This is a genomic window from Ruegeria sp. CDSB029 (assembly GCF_059611125.1).
Genome location: NZ_JBXWOX010000019.1, coordinates 43,170 through 65,927, shown reverse-complemented (window position 1 = coordinate 65,927; position 22,758 = coordinate 43,170). Strand labels below are relative to the sequence as shown.

The 22,758-nt window shown below is 56.8% G+C and carries 20 protein-coding genes; 12 read left to right on the top strand and 8 right to left on the bottom strand.

The genetic code is table 11. The features are described from left to right. Positions 1 to 60: 60 nt before the first annotated feature. Positions 61 to 612 carry a recombinase family protein gene (locus AC2FI8_RS19105; RefSeq protein WP_496780583.1) on the top strand — a complete coding sequence of 184 codons (552 nt, stop codon included), beginning with the start codon at positions 61 to 63 and terminating at the stop codon, positions 610 to 612. 220 nt (positions 613 to 832) lie between these two features. Here the strand turns inward: AC2FI8_RS19105 and AC2FI8_RS19100 are convergent, their stop codons facing one another. Further along, on the bottom strand, positions 833 to 1,255 hold the full coding sequence (locus tag AC2FI8_RS19100; RefSeq protein WP_496780582.1) for a hypothetical protein: 423 nt from the start codon (positions 1,253 to 1,255) through the stop codon (positions 833 to 835). A gap of 674 nt (positions 1,256 to 1,929) precedes the next feature. On the opposite strand from AC2FI8_RS19100, the gene AC2FI8_RS19095 reads away from it, so the two are divergent. The 3 genes from AC2FI8_RS19095 to rnhA all read left to right on the top strand — a co-directional run bounded on the left by AC2FI8_RS19095 (position 1,930) and on the right by rnhA (position 3,904). Next, a complete protein-coding gene (locus tag AC2FI8_RS19095) occupies positions 1,930 to 2,940 on the top strand; it encodes a hypothetical protein (protein ID WP_496780581.1) in 1,011 nt (336 codons plus the stop codon). 149 nt (positions 2,941 to 3,089) lie between these two features. After that, the gene (locus AC2FI8_RS19090; RefSeq protein ID WP_496780580.1) at positions 3,090 to 3,422 is read left to right on the top strand and encodes a hypothetical protein; all 333 of its coding nucleotides are present in this window, start codon (positions 3,090 to 3,092) and stop codon (positions 3,420 to 3,422) included. Positions 3,423 to 3,442: 20 nt separating this feature from the next. Beyond that, on the top strand, positions 3,443 to 3,904 hold the full coding sequence (gene rnhA / locus AC2FI8_RS19085; RefSeq protein WP_496780579.1) for a ribonuclease HI: 462 nt from the start codon (positions 3,443 to 3,445) through the stop codon (positions 3,902 to 3,904). 590 nt (positions 3,905 to 4,494) lie between these two features. Here the strand turns inward: rnhA and AC2FI8_RS19080 are convergent. Both AC2FI8_RS19080 and AC2FI8_RS19075 read right to left on the bottom strand, forming a co-directional pair. After that, positions 4,495 to 4,998: a hypothetical protein gene (locus tag AC2FI8_RS19080; RefSeq protein ID WP_496780578.1), complete on the bottom strand. Its 504-nt coding sequence runs from the start codon at positions 4,996 to 4,998 to the stop codon at positions 4,495 to 4,497. A 385-nt stretch (positions 4,999 to 5,383) separates the two neighbouring features. Beyond that, the gene (locus AC2FI8_RS19075) at positions 5,384 to 6,334 is read right to left on the bottom strand and encodes a GlxA family transcriptional regulator (RefSeq protein WP_108862113.1); all 951 of its coding nucleotides are present in this window, start codon (positions 6,332 to 6,334) and stop codon (positions 5,384 to 5,386) included. Positions 6,335 to 6,471: 137 nt separating this feature from the next. On the opposite strand from AC2FI8_RS19075, the gene AC2FI8_RS19070 reads away from it, so the two are divergent. Genes AC2FI8_RS19070 through AC2FI8_RS19055 form a run of 4 tightly spaced genes read left to right on the top strand, consistent with a single transcriptional unit; the run spans position 6,472 to position 10,944 of the window. Further along, positions 6,472 to 7,182, top strand: a complete 711-nt coding sequence (locus AC2FI8_RS19070) for a GntR family transcriptional regulator (RefSeq protein ID WP_109310760.1) — start codon at positions 6,472 to 6,474, stop codon at positions 7,180 to 7,182. Positions 7,183 to 7,189: 7 nt separating this feature from the next. After that, positions 7,190 to 8,107 (top strand): dihydrodipicolinate synthase family protein, encoded by a 918-nt coding sequence (locus AC2FI8_RS19065; protein ID WP_496780577.1) that lies wholly within the window; start codon positions 7,190 to 7,192, stop codon positions 8,105 to 8,107. 3 nt (positions 8,108 to 8,110) lie between these two features. After that, positions 8,111 to 9,607: an aldehyde dehydrogenase gene (locus tag AC2FI8_RS19060; RefSeq protein WP_496768818.1), complete on the top strand. Its 1,497-nt coding sequence runs from the start codon at positions 8,111 to 8,113 to the stop codon at positions 9,605 to 9,607. Further along, a complete protein-coding gene (locus AC2FI8_RS19055; protein ID WP_496780576.1) occupies positions 9,604 to 10,944 on the top strand; it encodes an NAD(P)/FAD-dependent oxidoreductase in 1,341 nt (446 codons plus the stop codon). The genes AC2FI8_RS19060 and AC2FI8_RS19055 overlap by 4 nt, the downstream gene beginning before the upstream one ends. Before the next feature lie 4 nt (positions 10,945 to 10,948). On the opposite strand, the gene AC2FI8_RS19050 is transcribed toward AC2FI8_RS19055, so the two are convergent. From AC2FI8_RS19050 to AC2FI8_RS19030, 5 genes are all read right to left on the bottom strand, one after another. Further along, on the bottom strand, positions 10,949 to 11,683 hold the full coding sequence (locus AC2FI8_RS19050; protein WP_496780575.1) for an SDR family NAD(P)-dependent oxidoreductase: 735 nt from the start codon (positions 11,681 to 11,683) through the stop codon (positions 10,949 to 10,951). Then, the gene (locus tag AC2FI8_RS19045) at positions 11,680 to 12,411 is read right to left on the bottom strand and encodes an SDR family NAD(P)-dependent oxidoreductase (protein ID WP_496740653.1); all 732 of its coding nucleotides are present in this window, start codon (positions 12,409 to 12,411) and stop codon (positions 11,680 to 11,682) included. Before AC2FI8_RS19045 ends, AC2FI8_RS19050 begins: the two co-directional genes overlap by 4 nt. Positions 12,412 to 12,422: 11 nt before the next feature. Beyond that, positions 12,423 to 13,526 (bottom strand): mandelate racemase/muconate lactonizing enzyme family protein, encoded by a 1,104-nt coding sequence (locus AC2FI8_RS19040; RefSeq protein WP_496780574.1) that lies wholly within the window; start codon positions 13,524 to 13,526, stop codon positions 12,423 to 12,425. Between the two features lie 76 nt (positions 13,527 to 13,602). Next, entirely contained in the window at positions 13,603 to 15,150 is a 1,548-nt protein-coding gene (locus AC2FI8_RS19035; protein ID WP_496780573.1) for a trimethylamine methyltransferase family protein, read from the bottom strand. Between the two features lie 156 nt (positions 15,151 to 15,306). Continuing rightward, complete coding sequence (locus AC2FI8_RS19030) at positions 15,307 to 17,133, bottom strand: BCCT family transporter (RefSeq protein WP_496780572.1); 1,827 nt, start codon at positions 17,131 to 17,133, stop codon at positions 15,307 to 15,309. A gap of 556 nt (positions 17,134 to 17,689) precedes the next feature. On the opposite strand from AC2FI8_RS19030, the gene AC2FI8_RS19025 reads away from it, so the two are divergent. From AC2FI8_RS19025 to AC2FI8_RS19010, 4 genes are all read left to right on the top strand, one after another. Continuing rightward, positions 17,690 to 18,595 carry a LysR substrate-binding domain-containing protein gene (locus AC2FI8_RS19025; RefSeq protein ID WP_496768829.1) on the top strand — a complete coding sequence of 302 codons (906 nt, stop codon included), beginning with the start codon at positions 17,690 to 17,692 and terminating at the stop codon, positions 18,593 to 18,595. A gap of 99 nt (positions 18,596 to 18,694) precedes the next feature. Further along, positions 18,695 to 19,849 carry an aromatic ring-hydroxylating oxygenase subunit alpha gene (locus AC2FI8_RS19020; protein WP_496780571.1) on the top strand — a complete coding sequence of 385 codons (1,155 nt, stop codon included), beginning with the start codon at positions 18,695 to 18,697 and terminating at the stop codon, positions 19,847 to 19,849. Between the two features lie 59 nt (positions 19,850 to 19,908). Beyond that, on the top strand, positions 19,909 to 20,148 hold the full coding sequence (locus AC2FI8_RS19015) for a hypothetical protein (RefSeq protein ID WP_496780570.1): 240 nt from the start codon (positions 19,909 to 19,911) through the stop codon (positions 20,146 to 20,148). Between the two features lie 110 nt (positions 20,149 to 20,258). Next, entirely contained in the window at positions 20,259 to 22,679 is a 2,421-nt protein-coding gene (locus AC2FI8_RS19010) for a GcvT family protein (protein ID WP_496780569.1), read from the top strand. Positions 22,680 to 22,758: the final 79 nt, after the last annotated feature.

Genomic DNA, 22,758 nt, shown 5'->3' with positions numbered 1-22,758 from the left:
TAAAGCACACTTTCTTACTTAGCCTTAAAAGATAAATATTACACTTTCGGAGTTAGATAAATGCTCATTGGATACGCACGGACATCCACAGCAGACCAGATTGCAGGCTTTGAGGCGCAGCAGCGTGAGCTTTCCGAACATGGGTGTGAGAAGGTGTTCGCGGAACAGGTCAGCAGTGTGAAGCAGCGAGACCAGCTTGAGGCGGCCATAGACTTTGCGCGTGAGGGGGACACTCTGGTCGTTACTAAGTTGGACCGTTTGGCGCGTTCGGTCCCTGACCTTATCGACATCCGCAAGCGACTTTCAGACAAGGGCGTTGGTCTGAATATCATGAATATGCCGATGATGAACGATAGCGCCACAGCGCAGATGCTTGAAACCATCCTTGGGGCTGTAGCTCAGTTCGAACGGGAGGTGATGCTTGAACGGCAGCGCGAAGGCATTGCTAAGGCAAAGGCTGAGGGTAAGTTCAAAGGACGCCCTGCCATGGATGAGACAAAGGCGACAGCCATCCGTAAGGCGTTTGAGAACGGTGTGAAGCCAACCCAGATTGCGAGGGACTTCGGGGTCAGCAGAGCGACGGTTTATAGGTTGGCCAAAGAGGTGGCCTAGGCTCTGGGCTCATAAAGCGACGAAAAGCTAACCAGCCCCCTCAGATCGGCGGCATGGATTGTTGCATTAGAGACAAACCATATAGGCGCGGGGTTACGAGGTAAGGCTAGAGGCCGTTGGCGGGTTGCCAAAAGGGTTGATTTTCGGAGGAAATGGCGAATTGGACGGTTTCGGACCGGATTATGAGCAATTTTCAGCGGCTTTTTCATCCGCAAGTGGCCTACTGTTCAACAGGCGGTTCATTTCGTTCCCATAGCGGCACGCATTCCGCGTAAAAAGGAATGGATGCTCGTTGCCAAGGCGCGTTACGATTTTCGGCTTCTGCAGCCATTCCGGGGCTTGCAAAAAGCCTGATGTGAACACCGTCACCTTCGTCAAAGAAGTACCAATATGAAGAGATTTCTCCATCAAGGTTTCGGATGCGTTGGTATGCCCCTTCCCCGATGCGCTCGAAACGTACCGGCTTACCATCGCCCGCTACGTACTCGCGAATGGCTACATCCCCGTAGAAATCCCACGTGACGGGTCCAGTTGCTCGCTGCTGCAAACAGGTAAGTCCTGTCAAATCAACGGGTTCTGCAACCGCTACAGAAAGCGTCAGTGATGTTCCGACAGTGAGGCACGCAGAGATAAGATGTTTCATTCGCGTACCTAAACAAAACATCAAAAGGCGCGCAATGGGAAAACAATAGGCCCCCTGCCTTCGATTGGACAACCTGATTGTTCATCAATATTGCCATTGATTTAAGCGGTCGTTCCGGCAACTCGCAGCAATTTCAACTGAGGGCTCGGAGCAGCCGTTCGCTGCAGTCTGCCTGAACGTCCGCTTTGCTGTTAGTGGGCAAAAGCTCGTCGGCCTTATGATATCCGTGAAGGGTCACTTAGAAAGATACTTGATATCATATACTTATAAAAATCCCTCCCACGTGAAGTAAGTAAACGCTCGTCATGCTGCGGTAGTCAACACCCATACAAGCCCCAACAAGAACTCGAGCTACGGATTGACAGTGGTTCGTCCCATCCAGTGGATGAGGCGGAAACCAGCATTTCGTCCAGCGCGAATTTCAGGGAAGCCCATCTGGGCGGGGCGTCTCTCTACTGACCACCTTGCCTTAGCCTGCCCTGAGGGGCCTTTATCGGGCGTCCTGAAACGCGTCGCGCGTCATCTTTCATTCAGGTGCCGCGCACTAGGCGGCGGTTCTTTCCTGTCCGATAGCTCCCGCGTGTCCCTGCCTTGGGGCGTTATCGGTTGAAAAGCCAAGTTGCACGCAACGCACGAAGAGAAACCTCTACCCATGTTTAACGGAGCCAAGAGCTATGAAAGCCTCTGAACTCAATACTGAAAATGTCGTGGTCGCATGCGACGACATACCTGTCACATTAATATCAAAGGACCCCCGATTTTGGTTTCGTTCTGGTGAAGCACCGAGCGCCGACCACATCGACACCCTAGCAAAAGCCCTAAGGTATGGCCGAGAACTCGACCCGATACTGCTCTGGCGGGAATGCGATGATACCGGCAACCATACCGGGCGATTGATCATCATGGATGGGCACCACAGGACCGAGGCATACTATCACCACTTCGAAACCCACGGGGTTGACCTCAGAGATGCCCCACTGGTTCCCGTTCTGGTTCATGAATGCATGCCTATGGTGGCCCGTTTAGTGGCCCTAGCGGCCAATACGAAAGACAGTAAGCCGTTGATGCCAGCCGAGCGGAACAACGCCGCATGGCGGCTGGTGCGCGATAGCTTGCACTGGACGGGCAAGGCTTGGCAGAGCCAGCTAACGAAAGCGCAGATTGCGCGCGCATCCGGGGTTTCCACGCGAACCGTCCAGCGCATGAATAAGGTGTTCAAGCTGATGACCGAGGCAAAGCACGAACCGACTGGGGAGTGGTGGCGGGACAATCAGTGGAAGGTCCAACTCGACGAAGATTGGACGCCACTTAGCAGCGAGGAATTAGAAGCGATGACCAACGACGCGGCGAATGCAATCAGCAAGGTGTTGAGCGATGCTAAGCTAAAGCGGGATGAGGATGTGCTTACAGTACTGTGCAAGGTGTTTGTCCCTTGGCGATTGAAGCAGATCACCGCAGAGCTTTGGGAAAGCGATGTACTGGACGCTGACGAAGAGCTTGCGGACACCAGCATCGTTGGCCGAAAGCGCACCGCAAGGACGCCTGTAGGGGACGCCGAACGACCGCTTGATGCCTTGCTGAGAGAGGCAAACGACGATGGCGGCAACGACTTTACCTACAACCCCCGGCGTAACTTCAAGGGGCGGATGGACACGCTTTCAGACGACGCCATCAAATTGGATTAGGGCGCTTCCTGAGAACAGCCTGAAAGAATGCCCGAGGTGACTGTGTAGGCGGCGCTAAGGGAGACAACATAGAAGGAGACAATGTCTCCCCTGAACAGCAACCCGGGGGCGTCCAGAACGGGCGTCCCTTTTCATATATGGAACACACAATGGAACTGAATGAACAGAACCGCGTGGCCGACAAAAGGCTGCGCCGTATTGGCAATGACAAACGACGAGCGTTCTCGAAACGCCTGAGATCAACCGCACGCGCCCGCCTAGGCCACGACAAGATTGACGAGCAGCTTGACCTTTGGGCCGACCGACAAAGCCACTGGGCTAGCATGAGAGTGCGCCCTGAAGTGGTTGCTACGGTCAACACTGTGCGGGAACGCATGGTCGAACAGTTGGGCCGAGAGGTCTCTCAGAGCGAAGCGCTTTCATTCTTGGTTGGGCTTGGCGTGGTCGCCATGACCGACCGCAAACAAACCACAGCCCCCTAACGAACGAAGAAGAACCTCAAATGACAAACACTGAAATCACTATTCACACCGATGGCTCATGCCTTGGAAACCCCGGTCGCGGCGGTTGGGCTGCAACTCTCCGACGATACGAAGGCGGAAAAGAGATTAAGAAGCGGTCCATACGTGGTGGCGTTAAGCGCACCACCAACAACAGGATGGAAATGACGGCCGCTATTCAGGGCCTAAAAAAGATCAAGAAAGACGAGAAAACCCAGATCACCGTCTACTCTGACAGCAAGTTGCTAGTCCAAGGGATGACCGATTGGATGCCGGAATGGCAGGCTAACGGCTGGCGAAAAGCAGGCGGGAAACCCGTCGCGAACAGCGACCTTTGGGAAGAACTTCTGGTCGCCACTGACGGGCTCAACGTGCAATGGAAATGGGTCAGAGGTCACGCAGGAGACCCAAGGAATGAAGAGGTAGACGCACTGGCAGTAGCGGCAGCCAAGGCGTTCAAATAGAGCATCTGTCAGTCACCTTAGGGTAGCTTCCTTCCAGCGTGTCGCGTTCATCCCTATGGGCATGGACTACGTGTGGGGCTTCAGAGGCGGTGACCCGGTTTTTGATTTTCGATCCAACGGCCTCCGCAGCGGTAGCGGGGGGTTGATGAACTCTTGCTTGTCTAACCCAACTGTAGACCTCATCGTGTGGAACGGGTTGCAAATGATGGGTTCAGGTTTGCCGAGGTACGCGTGCTAGAACACTGACGGTCACCTTCGGGTGGCCGTTTTTTGTCAGCAGTTTGTCTCTGCAGTTCTCATAGAGCCAAGGTGGGTTGCGCCACTTCCCGACAGAACTCCTACACAATGGTTGCCCTGTCAAAAACTTTATGCAATAAAATCAAAGCACTGATACGCGACAACCCGAGTTCAATTCTCTCCAGCAGCACCATCTAATCTCCACTGCTAAACGCAAGCGCTGCTTTGTTATGAATGCGGAATCTGGTTGTCGCGCCAGTTGCGCCACAAATGCCCGGAACCAGGGCTGTGCGGTTCACGCCCGAAAGCCCGTATTAGAAATCACCCAGTTTGCGACAGTACCGTTGAATGCGTCAAATGCGCCGTTCCGACGCCGACAATGCACCAGCTAGTGAGCTTTTGATCTCAGACGGGATGTTCCGGCCTTGCTGTTTTATCTTTGCGGCGATCCAGCCCGCAGAATGTCCGCGGCATCCTATTTTGTTCGTGCGCGCAGCGGCCAGAGTTGTCGCCTCGTCGCGAGCCAAGGCCATGGAAACCTCAACCTCGGACTCCGGCAGGGCCATTCGAACTGCGCTGAACACGTCCATCGAGACCTGTAAAGTCTGACGTTCTAGCCGATGGGCAGCGTTGGTCAGCAGTCGCGTGCAATAAGCCGACAAGAAATACCAACGGAACACCTGAAAAACCTGACCGTTGGACGCCGCCATATCCGGCGCGCGGTCCGCAACAGCGGTCAGTTCGGAAAAGGCAGCTTCGGCCAATTTGGCCGCATCGCAAATCTGACGCTCGCGACTGGCACGAGAAACCGCGCCGTTGGCGAAGCGGGAGTCAGATTTACCGATTTCCAAGTGCATTGATATCCTCCACCGTCAATTTGTGATGAAGATATAAAATCTGACGGCATCGCCGGCATGGGAATTGCGGTCAGAATTTCCCGATTTGTCGTCTTTTTTGGCCAACTTCAGAGTCTGTCTATACATTTCACTCTATAAGTTGGCCTGTTTTGAGCCATTTGGTCAACTGGTGAACACCGCAAACGTTAATGTTTTAAACAAAAAGCACACATATCTGACACGATCTTGTAATAGTTATGCCCACTTCGATATGTATGAATACTCAATCCTGCTGACCAGTTTACCAGTAAAGTTTTAACGAGGGGGTACGAAGCAGGATCAGGGGGTGAGCGCCTGTTCAGCCAGGCTCGCCTTAGGACAGAGACGCTCCCCCCGTCCTTATCACTTAGTCTATCTTGTTCTTTTGGGCATGTGGCGTCACACCAAAACTCGACCGGTACACGCGCGAAAAATGTCCCGGATTTTCGAATCCGCAGGCCATGGCCACCTCGGTGACAGACGCTTCGGTCTGCAATAGCAGCTTCTGCGCGCGCTCCAGCCGAAGCTCCATAAAGTACTTCTTGGGCGACGTGTTGAGGTATTTACCGAACAGCCGTTCCAACTGGCGCGTTGAAATCCCCAGATCCCCGGCAATATCAGATGGGGAAACCGGTGCCTCGATGCAGTCCTGCATGATATGAATTGCCTTGGCGAGATGCGCGTTACGCATCCCGTTGCGCGATTGAAGGGACACGCGCTGTTTGGCCGTGGCATTGCGCACGGCGTTGTAGACCATCTGGTCAGCAACCGCGATGGACAACTCTTCGCCGTGGTCCCTTTCAATCAGGTGCAACATCAGGTCGGCGGTCGCCGTGCCACCCGAGGCAGTAATGTGCTTTTCATCGGCGACAAAGACACTGCGCACCAGATTCACCTCGGGAAAGGCCTCCATAAAGGCATCGTGGTACTCCCAGTGAATGGCGGCCTGCATCCCGTCCAGAAATCCTGCCTCGGCAAGCAACCACGCGCCCGAACACAAAGCGCCGATGGCCGTACCTCTCGCCCGCTCGCGCCGAAGGGTTGCTAGCAAAGGGCGCGAGACATGGTTGCGCATATGAATACCTGACAGCACGAACAGTTGGTCGGTCTTTGGCAGCGCGTCCAGTCCCCCATGAACCAAAGTCACCGACCCGTTGGAACAAACGGCCTGCTTGCTGTGTTCGGATACAAAAGACCACTCATACAGATCTTGACCGCTGACGAGGTTGGCAATGCGCAGCGGTTCGACCGCGCAGGAAAAGGCGAGATGCGAGAATTCCTCGATCAGGATGAAAGTGATGTGGCGGGGTTGGCGCATAGACGTCCGATTCAGTTTGACGTGGTCGACGGCCTATGCTGCACGATTCTTTTCTGTATACAACTTGTATTTTATTGGAATACAGAGAATGAACGAAATAGCCGGCACGATTCGCGCAGCGACTGTTGGAGGAACGGATGAAAGACGACGCCAAATCCCGAAAGGCCGAGTTGATGGAGCACCTGAAAGTGTCGATCCTGACGCTGCGCCTGCAACCAGGCACAGATCTGGACGAAGCGCATCTGTCCGACGCTTTCGGCTTGTCCCGGACACCGTTGCGCGAAGTGTTCCGGCAACTGGCGGGCGAAGGCTATCTGGACTTGCGTACCAACCGCAGTGCCCGGGTGTCTGAGATGTCTTATACCACCCTGCGTGACTTCTTTCTGGCTGCACCCATGGTCTATGGCGCGGTTTTGCGACTTGCCGCGCAGAACGCCACACGAACTCAGATCAACGACCTGAAAGACGCGCAACAGGCGTTCAAGGCTGCGTTGCAATCCGGATCCGCCGAAGATCGGGCGCTGGCCAATAACCGCTTTCATGATGTGACCGGAGAGATGTCAGGCAATGTCTACTTGCGGCCATCATTCAACCGGTTGCTGATCGACCATGCCCGGATCGGGATGACCTTCTATAGACCCCAATCCGCGCACAAGACCGAGAACCTGTCCGAGGCAAGTCGCCAGCATGACGCCATCATCGCCGCCATCGAGGCGGGCGATGAGGCGGCTGCTGCGCAGCTGGCCGAGGATCACTGGAACCTGTCACGCGACCAAATCGAACTGTTCGTGATGCCTGCTGCGCTGGATATCCCGATGGGTATCCCGCCCCTTTCGAAACCTGCATGAGGACGGAATGAACCCGATTTTTAGATTTGAGGGGATCTATACCCCGGTGGTCACGCCCTATCACCAAGATGGCGGCGTGAACTGGGATGCCCTGTCCCACGTGATCGAATACCTGATAGAGAATAGTGTGCACGGGCTGATATCGGGCGGGTCAACGGGTGAGAACTATGCCCAGACTGTCGAAGAACGACTGGAACTGGCGTCGTTCACGCATAAGCAGTTGGAAGGCCGGTTGCCTCTGGTTGTCGGAACCGGCGCGATGCTGACGCCGGATTCCATCGCGCTGGCCTCGGGCGCGCGTGAGATTGGCGCGGACGCGATCCTGCTGGCCAGCCCACCCTATTCGGTGCCGACCGATCGGGAAAACGCCCTGAACGCGCTGGCCATCGACAAGGCCGCTGACTTGCCGGTGATGTTGTACAACTACCCGCACCGCACCGGTACGATGATGGGGGAAGAATTCCTTGACCGCGTGGGGCGCAGCCGAAACTTCTGCGGCATCAAGGAAAGCTCGGGGGATATCAACCGGGTGCATTTGTTGGCGAGGGATTACCCGCATATCCAGCTTGGCTGCGGCATGGATGATCAGGCGCTGGAATTCTTCGCCTGGGGCGCACCGTTCTGGGTCTGCGGTGGGTCGAACTTCCTGCCAGCCGAACATGTAGCACTATATCAAGCCTGCGTTGTCGAAAGGAACTTCGCCAAGGGCCGCCGCATCATGTCCGCCATGATGCCGTTGATGCGGGTGCTGGAACAGGGCGGCAAGTTCATCCAGACCATCAAGCATGGCGTCACCATGAACGGGATCGACGCAGGCGCGATGCGGCCCCCGCTAAAGGGGCTGAACAAGGATGACAAACGCGCATTGGAACAGGTGACGCGCGTGCTGAAGAAAACAATCGCAGATATCGTGGCGGAGGGCTAAGGCATGGAATTGCTGACACAGGACGAATACAAATCCATCGCTGCGGGCCTGACCTTGCCCACCGGGGCCTTCATCGACGGTGCTTACCGCCCGGCTATCTCGGGCAAGACTTTTGAGACGGTGAACCCCGCTACAGGTGAGAAACTGGCCGATGTTGCCGCTTGCGACGCGGCGGATGTGGATTTTGCCGTCGAAAAAGCGCGAGAGGCATTTGACGATGGGCGCTGGTCCAGAATGCACCCCTCGGATCGCAAGGACATACTGATCCGACTGGCCAAGTTGATGACCCGCAATGCCCGTGAATTGGCAGTGATGGAGAGTATCGACAGCGGCAAGACCATCTATGACTGCGAAACCGTGGATATCCCCGAAACGATCCATTGCCTGAAATGGCATGCCGAGGCGATCGACAAAATCTATGATCAGGTCTCGCCCGCCAGCGACGACCACATCGCCATGGTAGTTCGCGAACCCATCGGTGTTGTGGGGTTGGTGCTACCGTGGAACTTCCCGCTGCTGATGCTGGCGTGGAAGATCGGGCCTGCCTTGGCGGCGGGCTGCTCGGTTGTGGTGAAACCAGCAACCGAGACCACGCTGACCGCCCTGCGCCTCGCGGAACTGGCGATGGAGGCGGGCCTGCCGCGCGGCGTTCTGAACATCGTTCCGGGCGGCGGTGCTGATGTCGGTGAGCCGATTGGTCGACACATGGATATCGACATGGTCTCTTTCACCGGCTCGACCGTCACTGGCAAACGGTTCCTGACCTATTCGGCGGAAAGCAACGCCAAGGAGGTTGTGTTGGAGATGGGCGGCAAGAACCCGGCCATCGTGATGGATGACGCCGAGAACCTTGACCGCGTGGCGGCCCATGTCGTGAATGGCGCGTTCTGGAACATGGGTGAGAACTGTTCCGCCTCGTCCCGTCTGATCGTGCACAAGGACGTAAAGGCCGAGTTGCTAGAGCGGATCGCCCATCACGCAAAGCAGTGGAACATCGGTGATCCGCTGGACCCGGAAACCCGAATGGGTGCGTTGGTCAGCGAAGGCCACTACAACAAGGTCTGCGGCTACTTAGAGCAAGCCGAAAACGTGGTGATTGGTGGCAATGCCAACAAGGGTTTTGTCGAAGCGACCGTGGTCGAAGTGCCCGGCAATCACAGCACTCTGGCGCGCGAAGAGATCTTTGGTCCCGTTCTGTCGGTGATCGAAGTGTCTGGCTTTGACGAGGCCATCAAGATTGCCAATGACACCGACTATGGCCTGTGTGCTTCGATCTTTACGGCGAACGCCAAGCGAGCCATCCGCGGCGCGCGGGCGATCCGCGCCGGAACCGTGACGGTGAACAGCTTTGGCGAGGGTGACATCACCACCCCCTTCGGCGGCTACAAACAATCCGGTTTTGGTGGCCGCGACAACTCGGTCCACGCCCACGACCAGTACACCCAGTTGAAAACCATCTGGATTGATCTGGCCGATGATGCGGACGAGGCGATCGATTGACGGCCTATACTGCAAAACGGCTGCCACGACAGACTGGGCCGGCGGGGTGGAACGCCATTCTGCCGCCCCAAACATCGCTCCCCCGACTTGAACAGAACATCTCAGCCGACGTCACAATTGTCGGTGGCGGGTTTGCCGGGCTGAGCGCTGCGCGCCGGCTGCATCAGGTTGACCCAGCGCTCAAGGTTGTTCTGCTAGAGGCCGGTCATTTTGCCGAAGGTTCCGCTGGCCGAAATTCGGGCTTCATGATCGATCTGCCCCATGATCTGGCCTCGGACAATTACGCCGGAGACGGGCTGGAAGCGGACCGCGCAACCATAGCTCTAAACCGCCGTGCAATAAAATTTGCGACAAACGTGGCAAATGAATGCGACCTGCCGCAGGAAATGTTCGACCCATGTGGCAAGTTCAACGCCGCTGCCACACGAGCCGGGGACAGGCACAACCGCGAATTCGCCGCACATCTGGATCGGTTGGGAGAGCCCAGCACGCTTTTTGACCGCCAACAGATGCAAGAGATCACGGGCAGCCCGCACTACAGCTCGGGCCTTTATGCGCCCGGCACGGTGATGATTCAGCCCGCCGGTTACATTCGGGCTCTGTCCTCCCACTTATCGTCACAAGTTGATCTGTTCGAAAACTCTCCCGTTACCGCCTTTGAAAAACAAGGCGCGGGGTGGCTGGTAAAAACACCCGATGCCCAAGTTTCAACAGGTCGGATCATTCTGGCCAATAACGGCCATTTGGAAAGCTTCGGGTTCTACGAACGCCGACTGATGCACATCTGCCTTTACGCGTCTATCACCGAACGTTTGACGCCTGAACAGATCAAGACATTGGGAGGCCAGCCCCGCTGGGCCGTCACCCCAGCCGATCCGATGGGCACGTCGGTCCGGCGCGTCTCGGGCAGTTATGGGGATCGACTGCTGGTCCGCACCTGCTCGACCTTCCACCCGACGATCGAGACCAGCCCCATGCGCCTGCGCAATGCAGGGTGGGTGCATGACCGCAAGTTTCGTGAACGGTTTCCGCATCTGCCCGATGTACGAATGGAGCATCGTTGGGCTGGAATGCTTTGCCTTAGCCGAAACGGATCAGCGGCGTTCGGAGAGTTGGACAAGGGCGTCTTCTCGGCCTGTTGTCAGAACGGTTTGGGAATTGCCCGAGGGACATTGCAGGGCATGGCAGCGGCGGAATTGGTCACGCAGGGCGGATCGGACATTGCAAATCATTTCCTGGCCCAACCGATGCCGCCGCGCCTACCACCCGAGCCGTTCGCATCTTTGGGTGCAAATAGCTATCTGATTTGGAAAGAGTGGCGTTCCGGCAAGGAATGACCTGTCAGGGCAGGCTGAGCTTGGACATACGACCCCCATCCACCGTGTAAATCTGACCGGTGACAAAGCTGGCCTCTTCAGACGCAAGAAACGCCACCACTGCCGCGACCTCCTCTGGTCGGCCAGTCCGGGCGACGGGATGGATGCGGCCAATGTCGCGGCGAAATGCATCCGGGTCCGGCTGAGCGTCGATGAAACCCATGTTCAGTTCAGTGTCGATCCAGCCGGGCGCCACCGCGTTGCAGCGGACCCCCTCCGTCCCGTGATCCACGGCGACGGCACGGGTCAAGCCGTGCAACCCGGCCTTGGTCGCACAATAGGCCGCATGGCCCGGATTGCAGCCCAATCCTTCGATTGAGCCGATATTGACGATGTTTCCTTGCGTCTGCCGCAAATGAGGCAGCGCCGCCTTGATCAGCAAAAAAGGAGCCGTCAGGTTGACTGTCAGGTTGCGCTGCCAGTCCTCCAGGCTCGTGTCTTCGACAAGGGCTTCCTGCATCATGCCCGCGTTGTTGACGAGGATATCCAGACGCCCTGCCCGTTCAACGACTTGATTTACCACAGATTGCGGGCTGCTCGGATCACCAAAATCTGCCTCGATCCCTTCGAACCTGGGATCTTGCCCGCGTTGTGCGGTAAACACCTGCGCCCCGTCCTGACGCAGTCGATCAGCAATGGCCCGACCGATCCCGCTGCGTCCGCCGGTGACAAGGGCGGTTTTGCCATTAAATCGGGTCATGATACCGGCTTGCCTCCATTCACTTCCAGCAACGCACCGCACACATACCGCGACGCATCCGAGGCCAAAAACAGGATCACATCAGCTATGTCTTCGGGTTCCGCAATTCGCCCCAAGGGAACAGTCTGCCCCAGCTTGGCGACAGCTGTGTCCGGGTCGAAGCCACGCTTGGCAAAACCGGATCGCAACATAGGCGTGTTCACCTCGTTCGGGCAAACCGCGTTGATGCGAATGCCCTGATGGGCGTGGTCCATCCCCATGCATTGGGTCAGAGAGGCAATCGCGGCCTTGGTCATGCAGTAAACTGCATGGTTTGGGCCAGGACGCAGACCCCAACAGGATGCGGTGTTCACAATCGCCCCGCCTCCGTTCGCAGCCATTATCGGTATCGCAGCGCGGCAAATGCGAAAGGGGGCTTCGACGTTCACGCCCAGAGACAGAGACCAATCCTGATCCGAAGTTTCAGTGACGGCACCCCGCGTAATGACACCTGCGTTGTTAACAACAATGTCCAACCCGCCCAGCGCATCTGCTGCCCTTTGCGGAAGTGCATCGGCATAGGTCGCGTCCAGCAGATCACCAGGCAGATGGGCATCAGCCTCGATCCCGTCAGTCAGGCGGTCAGCAACGGCAACCTGCGCGCCGGCAGCACGTAGGCGGCGCACCAGAGAGGTTCCGATCCCCCCTGCAGCGCCTGTGACCAAAGCCGATTTTCCTTCAAACTCCATGATATGCTCCATCAGAAAGATGCGACCGGTGCGCCAAAGCGGGTTTCGTCGGGCACAACGCCCAACCCAGGCCCGGTTGGAACTTGGATATACCCACCCTCTATGCTGATTCCATTCTGGGCATCGTAGTTGCCTTCGATGTATGGCGCGGCCAGCCAAACACCTTCCAGCAGATCGGGTCGGACCGTCGCGCCAATATGCACGCAGGCCGCGGCGATAATGTCCCCGCCCCAACTGTCGTCGCAGGTATGAGGCAGATTGCGCGCCTCGCAGAGGTCTCGAAACGCGCGCATTGGCTGCAGGCCACCAATCCGTGTGACTTTCATACCAAACCCATCCACCAGGCCAGTGCCGACCGCTGAGATAACCGTGTTCAGATCGGTGGAGTTCTCGTCCATGTAGATCGGATGACCAAGTTGTGGCCGTATCTTTTGCAGGTCCTCAATCGTGTTGCAGGGTTGTTCCATGACAAACGGGATATCCGGGCATTCGCGACTGACGCGCAATGCATCGCGGGTTGTCCAACCTCGGTTTCCGTCCACGGCCAAGCGCATTCCGGACCCGTCAATGACCTCCCACACTTTGCGGATGGTTTCGATGTCAACCTCAACCGGACGACCGCCAACCTTGATTTGCAGTCGCGGATAACCTTCAGCCAACTTTCCTGCTGCCAGTGTGGCGATGTCAACCGGCGCCCCAACACCAGTCACGTAATACGACGGAACCTTGTCCACTTCGGCACCACCGAGCAGTTCCGATACGCTGACCCCAAAATGCTTGCCCAGCAGGTCATGCGCTGCAATGTCGATGGCCGCTTTGGCATAGTTGTGGCCGTTTAGAAGACCATCCATCCGACGGTGCAGCCCCAGCAGCGAAACCTCGGCGCCTAGCAACCCATTTGCCATTTGGGCCAGAGCGGCACGCGCACCAGCGGCGTGGGCCTCGGCATAGGTGGGGCCAACCGGGCAGGTCTCGCCCCATCCGACCAACCCGTTGTCGGCCACCAGTTTGACCAATGTGGTGTCTAGCGCCCAGATCTCGGCATTGGCCATTGTGTAGGGGCCGTTTTTGACAGGCAGATCGTGGCTATAGATGTGAATTTCAGCGATTTTCACGACTTGTGTTCCGTACAGCTATTGAAGGGACAAACCCGCCCAACTGGCCGGGCGGGTGGAAAACGGGGGATTAACTTCAGTAACTTTGGTTCAGCTCATCAGCGGCCGGGATTTCACGCTCACGTCGGGCGATGTAGTCCAGCAGGGCCTCGTTTTTCGCCTCATCGAGTTTGGGTTCTTCATACTCGGCCAGCAACGCGCGTGCGCGGTTCAGGGCGCGCGCGGTGATTTCAATGCTGCCTTCTGCCTGCCATTGTTCGATCGAGTTGTTGTCGAACAGCTCGGGCATGAAGAACGCACTCTGGAAATTGTCCTGTGTATGGGGGTGACCAAGATAATGACCACCGGGCCCAACATCCGGAACCGCTGCGAGGGCTTGATCGAAATCGTGCCACTTTGGCCCCTCGGCCATGCGGTACGCCATCGCACATTGTTCGGCGTCGACGATGAACTTGGCCACGGAACAGTGCATCCCGGCCTCATTCCATCCGGCCGAGTGCCAGATGTAGTTGGCACCCGCATGCATGACTGCCTGCAAGGTGGTGGCAGATTCATATCCGGCCTGAGCATCAAAGGTTTTGGCCCCACCCAACGTGTTCGAAGTACGCCAAGGGACGTCATAATGCCGTGCCATCTGGCCAATCATGAAATTCATCAGGCTGATCTCGGGTGTACCCGCCATCGGCGCGCCGGACTTCATCGACACGGTCGACAGGTAGTGGCCATAGATCGCCGGAGCCCCCTTGCGGATGACCTGCGTGTAGGCCAGTGCGCTCAGCGCCTCGGCATTCAGCTGCGCCACAGTGGCCGGAACAGATGCGGGCGTGTTGGCCCCCCCCAGAACGAAGGGTGAGCAGAGCACTGGTTGATTGCGACGGCAAAAGGCCCGCAACGCACCCAGCATGGTTTCGTCCCACACCAACGGCGAGTTGCCGTTGCAGTTACCGGTAGTCACCGGGTGATCTTCAAGGAATTCCTCGCCAAACAGGATCGCGCACATGTCCATCACATCTTCGGCGTTCTTGGGTGAGGTGGTCATGCCCATGAACGTTTTGTCCGAGTGTTTCATCGACGAATAGGTAATGCGCAGGTGGCGTTGACTGATCGGATGGTCGTAGGGTTCCACGATGTGATGGGCCGAGGAATGCAGCGCCGGCATCATATGGCTGAGCTTGTGGAACATCGCCAGATCTTCCAGCAACGGATTTCGGCGCACGTCGTCCAGATCGCGCAGGAATGGTGCGCCGGTCATCGGCACAAAGATCGAGTGCTTACCGCCCAGCCGCACATTCTTTTTCGGATCCCGCGCGTGATATGTGAAGTCGCTGGGTATGGCGGCAATCAACTCGCGCACCAACCCCCGGTCGAGGTAAACCAGCTCGCCATCGACTTTGGCACCGGCCTTCTTCCAGTCTTCCAGCGCGATGGGGTCTCGGAACTGAACGCCAACGTTCTCAAGAATGTCCATCGAGGCACTGTCTATGCGTTCGACTTGAACGCCATCCATCACTTCACACAAGGGGATGCCTCTGGTCAGGCCAGGCAGCATTTCAAAGTTCGGGGCAGTGCGCAGGGCGCGGCGGGCAGAGCGTCCACCCGAGCGTGTCGCAGTACGAATGTTCACGGGGCAATCCTCCAATCTTGCTGATCAGACTGACGGATTCGGCGCCGGCGCACCTCACTGATTGCGATATCTGTTTGCAGGAAACGACATGGGCACCCGGAACGAAAAACGCCGCCCCACATGGGGCGGCGTCTGTTTTGGCATTGAGACCTGCGCTTATTCTGCGGCCTGCGTGCTAGCATCGGTGTGCTTGTCGCGCCGACCATCACGATAGAGCGCCTTGGTCAGCGAAACCATCATCAGGCCCATCACGATGGTAAAGGGCAGAGCACCGATGATCATCGCATTGCGCAACGCGTCCATCGGGTTGTTTTCACCAGCGGCCAAGATCAGCGCACCGATCACGGCGGTCAGGATAACACCCCAGATGATACGGTGCTTGACGCCGGTTTCCTGGCTGCCACCGGACATGATGGTGTTCATAACCAGAATGCCTGAGTCCGCAGAAGTCACCAGGAAGGTCATGATCAGAATCACGCACATGACGTTCAGCATGGACAGAAGCCCACCGTCGATCATGTAAGACAGCGTCACGAACAGCTTGTTGGTGTTCGACGCACCGATGATCGCGCCTTCAGCTACACCAGCCAATTCCAGATCAATTGCAGTACCACCCAGAACAGTCATCCAGGCAAAGCAAACCAGCGCCGGCGCCAGTACGCAGCCAAGAATGAACTCACGAACAGACCGACCCTTGGAGATGCGCGCCAGGAACAGGCCCACAAACGGCGAGAACGCAATCCACCAAGCCCAGTAGAAGGTGGTCCAGCCCGACTGCCAGCCAAACTGACGGCCTTGCTCGCCTGCGGCGTAAACAGCCGCCAGCGTGTCGTCACTCAGCTCAGCCGCAGCACCTTCAAGACCGCTCTTAAAGCCGTCAAAGCTGCCCCATGCGTTGGTTGCGCCACCCACCAGATCAGCTGCATGCGCCTGCGCTTCAGCGGGCAGAGCCGCTGCAAACGCTTCGGTCGACAACGGACCGTATGCACCAAAGCTCAGCGAGAGGAAGTGCAGAAGGTAGTCAAACAGTGCTGTGCCATAGGTTGTCATGGCGAAAACGAACGAGCCGAAGATCACAAAAGTGCCCAGCAGGATGATCGACAGAACAAGGTTCAGGTTCGACAGGTACTTAACACCACGTCCAACACCGGAAACCGCCGAAATGATCGACAGACCCATGATGACAACCAAACCCGCGATCAGACCAACTTTGCTTGGCGTGGGTACTTCACCACCAAAATCCATGATCCATTCCATGCCGGTGATTGCATACAGACCGTCGATGAACTGGCTGACACCAAACCCGATCGTAACGGACACACCCAGGATCGTTGCAACAACACCCAGAACGTCAACGACATGGCCGAGGAAACCGTTCATCAAACGACCGAACAGCGGGGTAAGAGCCGCCCGAATGGTCAGTGGCATGTCACGGGTATAAGCGTAGTAGGCCAGCGACAGGCCGGTCACCACGTAAATCGCCCAAGCATGGAAACCATAGTGCAGGAAGGTGTACCGATACGCGGATTGAACGGACTCTGGATCGTTGCCGGCAACTGCACCAGCCACGACCTCGGGGTTCGATCCCCACAGGCCCAACGGTTCAGCGGTGGCAAAAACCATCAGGCCGACACCCAGACCCGCTCCGAACATCATCGAGAACCAGGAGAAGTTCGAAAACTCGGGTTTTTCGCCCGCTGTTCCCATAACCCGCTTTCCGGTCGTTGGAAGGATGGCAACAATGACGAGGAAGATGACAAACAGGCCGACAATGACCACGTAGAAGCTGTTGAAGATTTCCAGCAACTTTCCATTCCAGCTGCCAAGTGTGCTGTTGGCATTGGCCGGGAAGACAAGTGCCCACAGTACAAGGGCAACCATGATGCCCTTACTGATTAGGGCGATTGGGACGCTGTAATTTTCATAGAATCCGGCATCGGCCGTTTCTATTTCTAGATCCGTAAAGGGTTCGGGTATCGACATGTTGCTCCTCCGTGGTGCTGTATCAATTGCGAAACTGTCTCTGCATTTCACGCAATTCGCCCAATCGCCTCGAACGATGGGGAAGGTGCTGCAGCAGACGTATCGGCTCTTTCTTGTTTCGTTTCTGTGTTTCAGAAATGCGGCACCGCCGCATGGTCTTACGCCTTCTGAGTTGCATTGAATTCAACACACCGTGCAATCAGGCGATACTCGGTCTTACCAACTGGGAATGGGTTCGCGCCTCCTTCACGTCCCCTTTCGACCTTTCCCGTTTGTCAGTTCGGGACATCATTGTGTCGCAGTACCGTCTTGCGACGTCCGGAAAATTCTCTCGGAAAGCCCGAAAAACACAACGTTTGTTGGTAGAACTGACTATAGTGGCGCTCCGTTCTAAATTCGGCCAGAACCGACGCATTGACGAAAAATGCGACATCCGCCTTTAACTTGAGCCAGAAAAACATCAAATCATCAAAAGCGCTATAGCTTTCACCTTCAAAAAAACTAAAACTGAGTTGATAAAAATTAAACTAACCCGAAAAACGATTCACCTGCTTCCATGTCCAGACGCCACTACAACCTGCCGCCGCTGACAACCTTGTCAGCTTTTGAGGCCGCCGCCCGCCACCTGAGCTTTAAGAACGCCGCCGTTGAACTGTCTGTCACACCCGGCGCGGTCAGCCACCAGATCAAGGCGCTAGAAGGCGATCTGGACACACCGTTGTTTCAACGCAAGCATCGCGGCGTTGATCTGACCGAGGATGGCAAGGCGCTTTATGACGCGCTGTCCACGTCCTTCGGCCGCATTTCGAAAACGCTGAGCATGATCCGCGACCGATCGACAGCCGGAAAGGTGACCGTAGGATCGACAACCGCGGTTGCCGCGTTGTGGTTGTCTCCGGCTGTCATTCGGTTCTGGCGGGACATGCCCGAAGTCAATGTTGATCAACTGTCACAGGATCGCCCCTTTCGCGATCGGCCTGACGTCGACTTTTTCATTCGCTATGGGCGAGACAGCGATCCCAACCTGTCACACACTCCGCTGTTTCGCGACCAGCTAGTCCCGGTCGGAAGCCCAGAGATGGCAGAAAGGCTTGCGAATGCCGGTCTTGAGGATCTGACTTCTGAACGGCTGATCCATCTGGAGTCAGAAGACCGCACCTGGACCACCTGGCCCGAATGGTTCCAGCAGTTGGGATATAATGGCACAGTGCCCATTGAATCCCGCGTCAACAGCTATTCCGTCGCGCTGCAGCTTGCGCGCAAGGGTGCCGGGCTGGCGCTGGGTTGGCAGCGGCTGATCCAACCCATGCTGCAATCAGGCAAACTGGTGCCGATTGGCACGCATCAAGTGCCCGCGCCGAACCAGTTTTATTTAGTCGGGCGACCGGACGAAGAGCTCTCAGAAAGTGCCCGCGCCCTTAAGAACTGGATCGTTCAAGAGGTTCAGGAAGGTTCGGTTTAGGTGAAATCACTCTCTGATGAGCTTTTCTGATATTGAGACCTACAGGTTCGATCCGCCAATAGGGATTAATAGCATCCAGCAAAACCTCAGGAGAGCCCGATGAACAAGCATAGCGCGCTGTCTTCCGTTCTGGCCGATGTAAATGTCGCAAATGGCCTGCCGAACGAACATTACATCGATCCGACCGTTTTTGACGAAGAAAAGCGTTCTGTGCTGTATGCCAACTGGTCCGGGATCGGCTTCGGCAAGGATGTTCCGGAAGAAGGCGATGCAAAACCAGTCGATTTTCTGGGCATGCCGCTGTTGGTTGTTCGGGACAAGGATGGTGAGGTTGGCGTTTTCCAGAACACCTGCCGCCACCGTGGGATGATCCTGGTGGACACGCCGCGCAAAATCGGCGGCGCAATCCGCTGCCCCTATCACAGCTGGTGCTACAGTCTGAAAGGCGAGCTGCGCGCAACTCCACATGTTGGTGGCCCCGGCCAGAACAAGCACGAGGACGTCAAGCGCGAAGACCTGGGCCTTGTTCGCGTACGCTCCTATGTCTGGCGGGATGTGATCTTTGTGAATGTCGATGGCAATGCGCCTGAGTTTGAAGAGGTCCACGGCCCCCTGCTGGAACGTTGGAAGGAATTTGAGAAACCCGTCTTCCACGGCGGTGAAACGTCCTCATTCAAGCTTGAGGTCAAGACCAACTGGAAGCTGGCGGTCGAGAACTATTGCGAAAGCTATCACCTGCCATGGGTGCATCCCGGTTTGAACAGTTATTCGCGGCTGGAGGATCACTACAACATCGAAGAGCGCGGTCAGTATTCGGGCCAAGGGACCCTGGTTTACCGCCAACTTACAAATCAGGACGGCGCAACCTTCCCGGATTTTGACGGGCTGAGCGACAAGTGGAACGAAGGCGCAGAGTATATTGCGGTTTATCCAAACGTTCTGTTGGGCGTGCAGCGCGATCACGCATTTGCCATTGTGCTGGAGCCGGTCGATCAGGAAAACACCGTCGAACATATCGAGCTGTACTACGCCAAAAGCAATGATGACACTCCGCAGCATGATGGACTACGTGCCTCGAACGCGCAGCTGTGGAAGACGGTGTTCGAAGAGGATGTCTTTGTCGTCGAAGGCATGCAGAAAGGCAGACATGGGATGTTGTTCGACGGCGGACGGTTTTCGCCTGCGATGGACGGGCCGACGCATAACTTCCACCATTGGGTCGCGACGCAAGTCGAAAACGGCCGCGCAGGCTAACCTTATTGGATCGGCCAGCCAGTCAGAGTTTGGCCGGTCGACGACAAATAGGGAAAACTATGGACAAACAGGAACTGGATCGACTTCTGCTGGACGCGCATGATCGCAACGATCCTGCCGACCTGATCCGGTACTATACGCTGGCCGCGGATGAGCGCGAAACGGCGCGGGACATCGACGCGGCCTGCTTTTACCTGACACATGCCTTCATTTTCGCGCTGGAATCCGGAGCGCCCGAAGCTGATGCGCTGAACCAGCGGCTGGTCGCATATGGCCGGGCGCATGAGCTGAATTTCTGAGTTTAGCTTCAGATTAAACTCACTCAACCCAACTTGAAATTTATGTCCGTTGCCGGTGCCATCGCGATGATGACACATGGCCACGGGACCAACTTTGATACGGCAGGCTCATGAAAACGAATGCACAGGCGGTGGTGATTGGCGGCGGGGTGATCGGGTGTTCGATCCTCTATCATTTGACCAAACTGGGATGGTCGGATGTGGTTCTGCTGGAACGGGATGAACTGACATCCGGGTCCACTTGGCACGCCGCGGCGAACATCCACGGGCTGCACGACAGCACCAATATCAGCCGCATTCAGCACTACACGATGAACCTGTACAAAGAACTTGAAGCCGAAACCGGCCAGAGCTGCGGCGTGTTCCAGCCTGGTTCGCTGTATCTGGCGCAGACCAAAGAACGCGAACATCAGCTGAAGTTGCAGGCCGCTAAGGCCAAGCTTTACGGCATGAACTTTTATGAGATCAGCATCGAAGAGGCCCAACGACTGAACCCATTGGTCAACTACGATGGCATCCGCTGCGTGATGTTCGAACCTGACGGCGGCAACGTGGACCCTTCGGGCGTCACAAACGCCTATGCAGTCGGCGCACGGCAACGCGGGGCCGAGATCCATCGATTTACCCCCGTCACGGCGACTGACCAGCAAGAAGATGGCACTTGGATCATACGAACACCCAAGGGCGACATCCACACACCTTGGGTCGTCAATGCCGCCGGTCTGTGGGGGCGCGAAGTCGCCAAACTTGCCGGAATTGAGCTGCCCCTACAACCGACTGAGCACCAGTATTTCGTGACCGAAACAATGGCGGACGTGGCAGCGCGTGGCACCCGGCTGCCCTCGGTCAGTGATCGTGACGGCGAGTATTACTTGCGGCAGGAAGGTCAGGGCCTGCTGGTTGGCGCCTATGAAAAGGGCATGAAATTCTGGGCCGAGGACGGCACGCCACTCGACTTCGCGCATGATCTCTTCCCCGACGATCTGGAACGGGTCGAAGAGAATATGATGAACGCCATCGAACGTCTGCCCGCCGTGGGTGAAGCCGGTATCAAGCGGGTTATCAACGGGCCGATGATCTGGTCGCCCGACAGCAACGTGCTGATGGGACCAGTGCCCGAGGTCGACGGCTATTTCTGTTGCAACGGTATCATCCCCGGCTTCTCACAATCTGGCGGCATGGGCCTGATGGCGGCGCAATGGATCATCGAGGGTGAAACGCAGTACGATATGTTCGCCTGGGATATGGCTCGGTTCGATGACTGGGCGACGAAAGAGTTCACAATGGCCCGCGTTCAGGACCAGTACGCCCACCGGTTCGCGATCCACTTCCCGAACGAGGAACGCAGCGCAGGCCGCCCAGCGCGCACGCGCCCCATCTATGACACGCAAGCTCAAATAGGCGCAGTGTTTGGCCTGAACGCAGGGTGGGAGCACCCCTTGTGGTTCGCGGATACGCCAGGAACCAAAGACACTAATGGCTTTACCCGTCAGAACTGGTGGGAACCCGTGGGTGAGGAATGCCGGATGCTGCGTGAGCGCGCGGGGATCATCGATATCTCGAACTTTGCCAAATATGTCTGCAAGGGACCGGGAGGCGAGGACTGGCTGAATGCTGTTTTCACCAACACCATGCCCAAATCGGTCGGCAGGTCCTGTCTTACGCCTCTGATCTCGAAACGCGGGGGCATCGCCGGGGACTTCACTGTAACCCGTGTGGCCGATGACGAGTTTTGGATCATCGGATCCGGATTGGCCGAGCGGTATCACAAACGGTTCTTCAAACAGGTCCCCCTGCCCGATGGCACCACATTCAAAAGCCGGACCGAGGCTGTGTGCGGGTTCAACGTCGCTGGCCCAAAATCGCGCGAGTTATTGCAGCGCCTGACCAATACCTCGCTGGCCACCGAGGATTTCCCCTTCATGCGATCCGCCCAAATCGAACTGGCCGGAATCGAAGTACTGGCCCTACGGGTTTCGTTCACGGGTGATTTGGGGTGGGAGGTTCACTGTGCCACCGAAGATCAGGCCCGCCTGTATGACGCCCTGCTTCAGGTCGGTCAGGAGTTTGGCGCAGGCCCAGTGGGAAGCCGAGCACTGATGTCGTTGCGGGTCGAAAAAGGATATGGCTCGTGGAGCCGCGAATACAGCCCCGAATACTGGCCGCATGAGGTAGGTCTGGATCGGTTGTGCAAGTTCAGCAAAGACTTTCTGAACAAGAACGCAGCCGAGACCGTTTTAGCCAACCCTGCCCGCGAACAGCTTGTCCTTTTGCATCTGGATGAGGCTGAAACCAGCGCGTCGAACGCCGACGCGACCGGCGGTGAGCCAGTCTTCAAAAATGGTCAGGGTATCGGCCGCGTGACCTCTGGCGCTTATGGTTATTCCGTCGGCATGTCTCTGGCGCTTGGCTTTGTAACCGATGCCAAAGCAGGGGATGAGGTTGAGGTGATGGTATTGGGACGTCCGCACAAGGCGACCATTCTGTCCGAGCCGCCTTTTGATCCAAATGGCGAAATCCTACGCGGCTGAATAAACCGTGAACGGTGCCTGACCCTACGGGAGGCTGTTCTCACGCAATCCAACACCTATAGTCTGACCCAACCATATC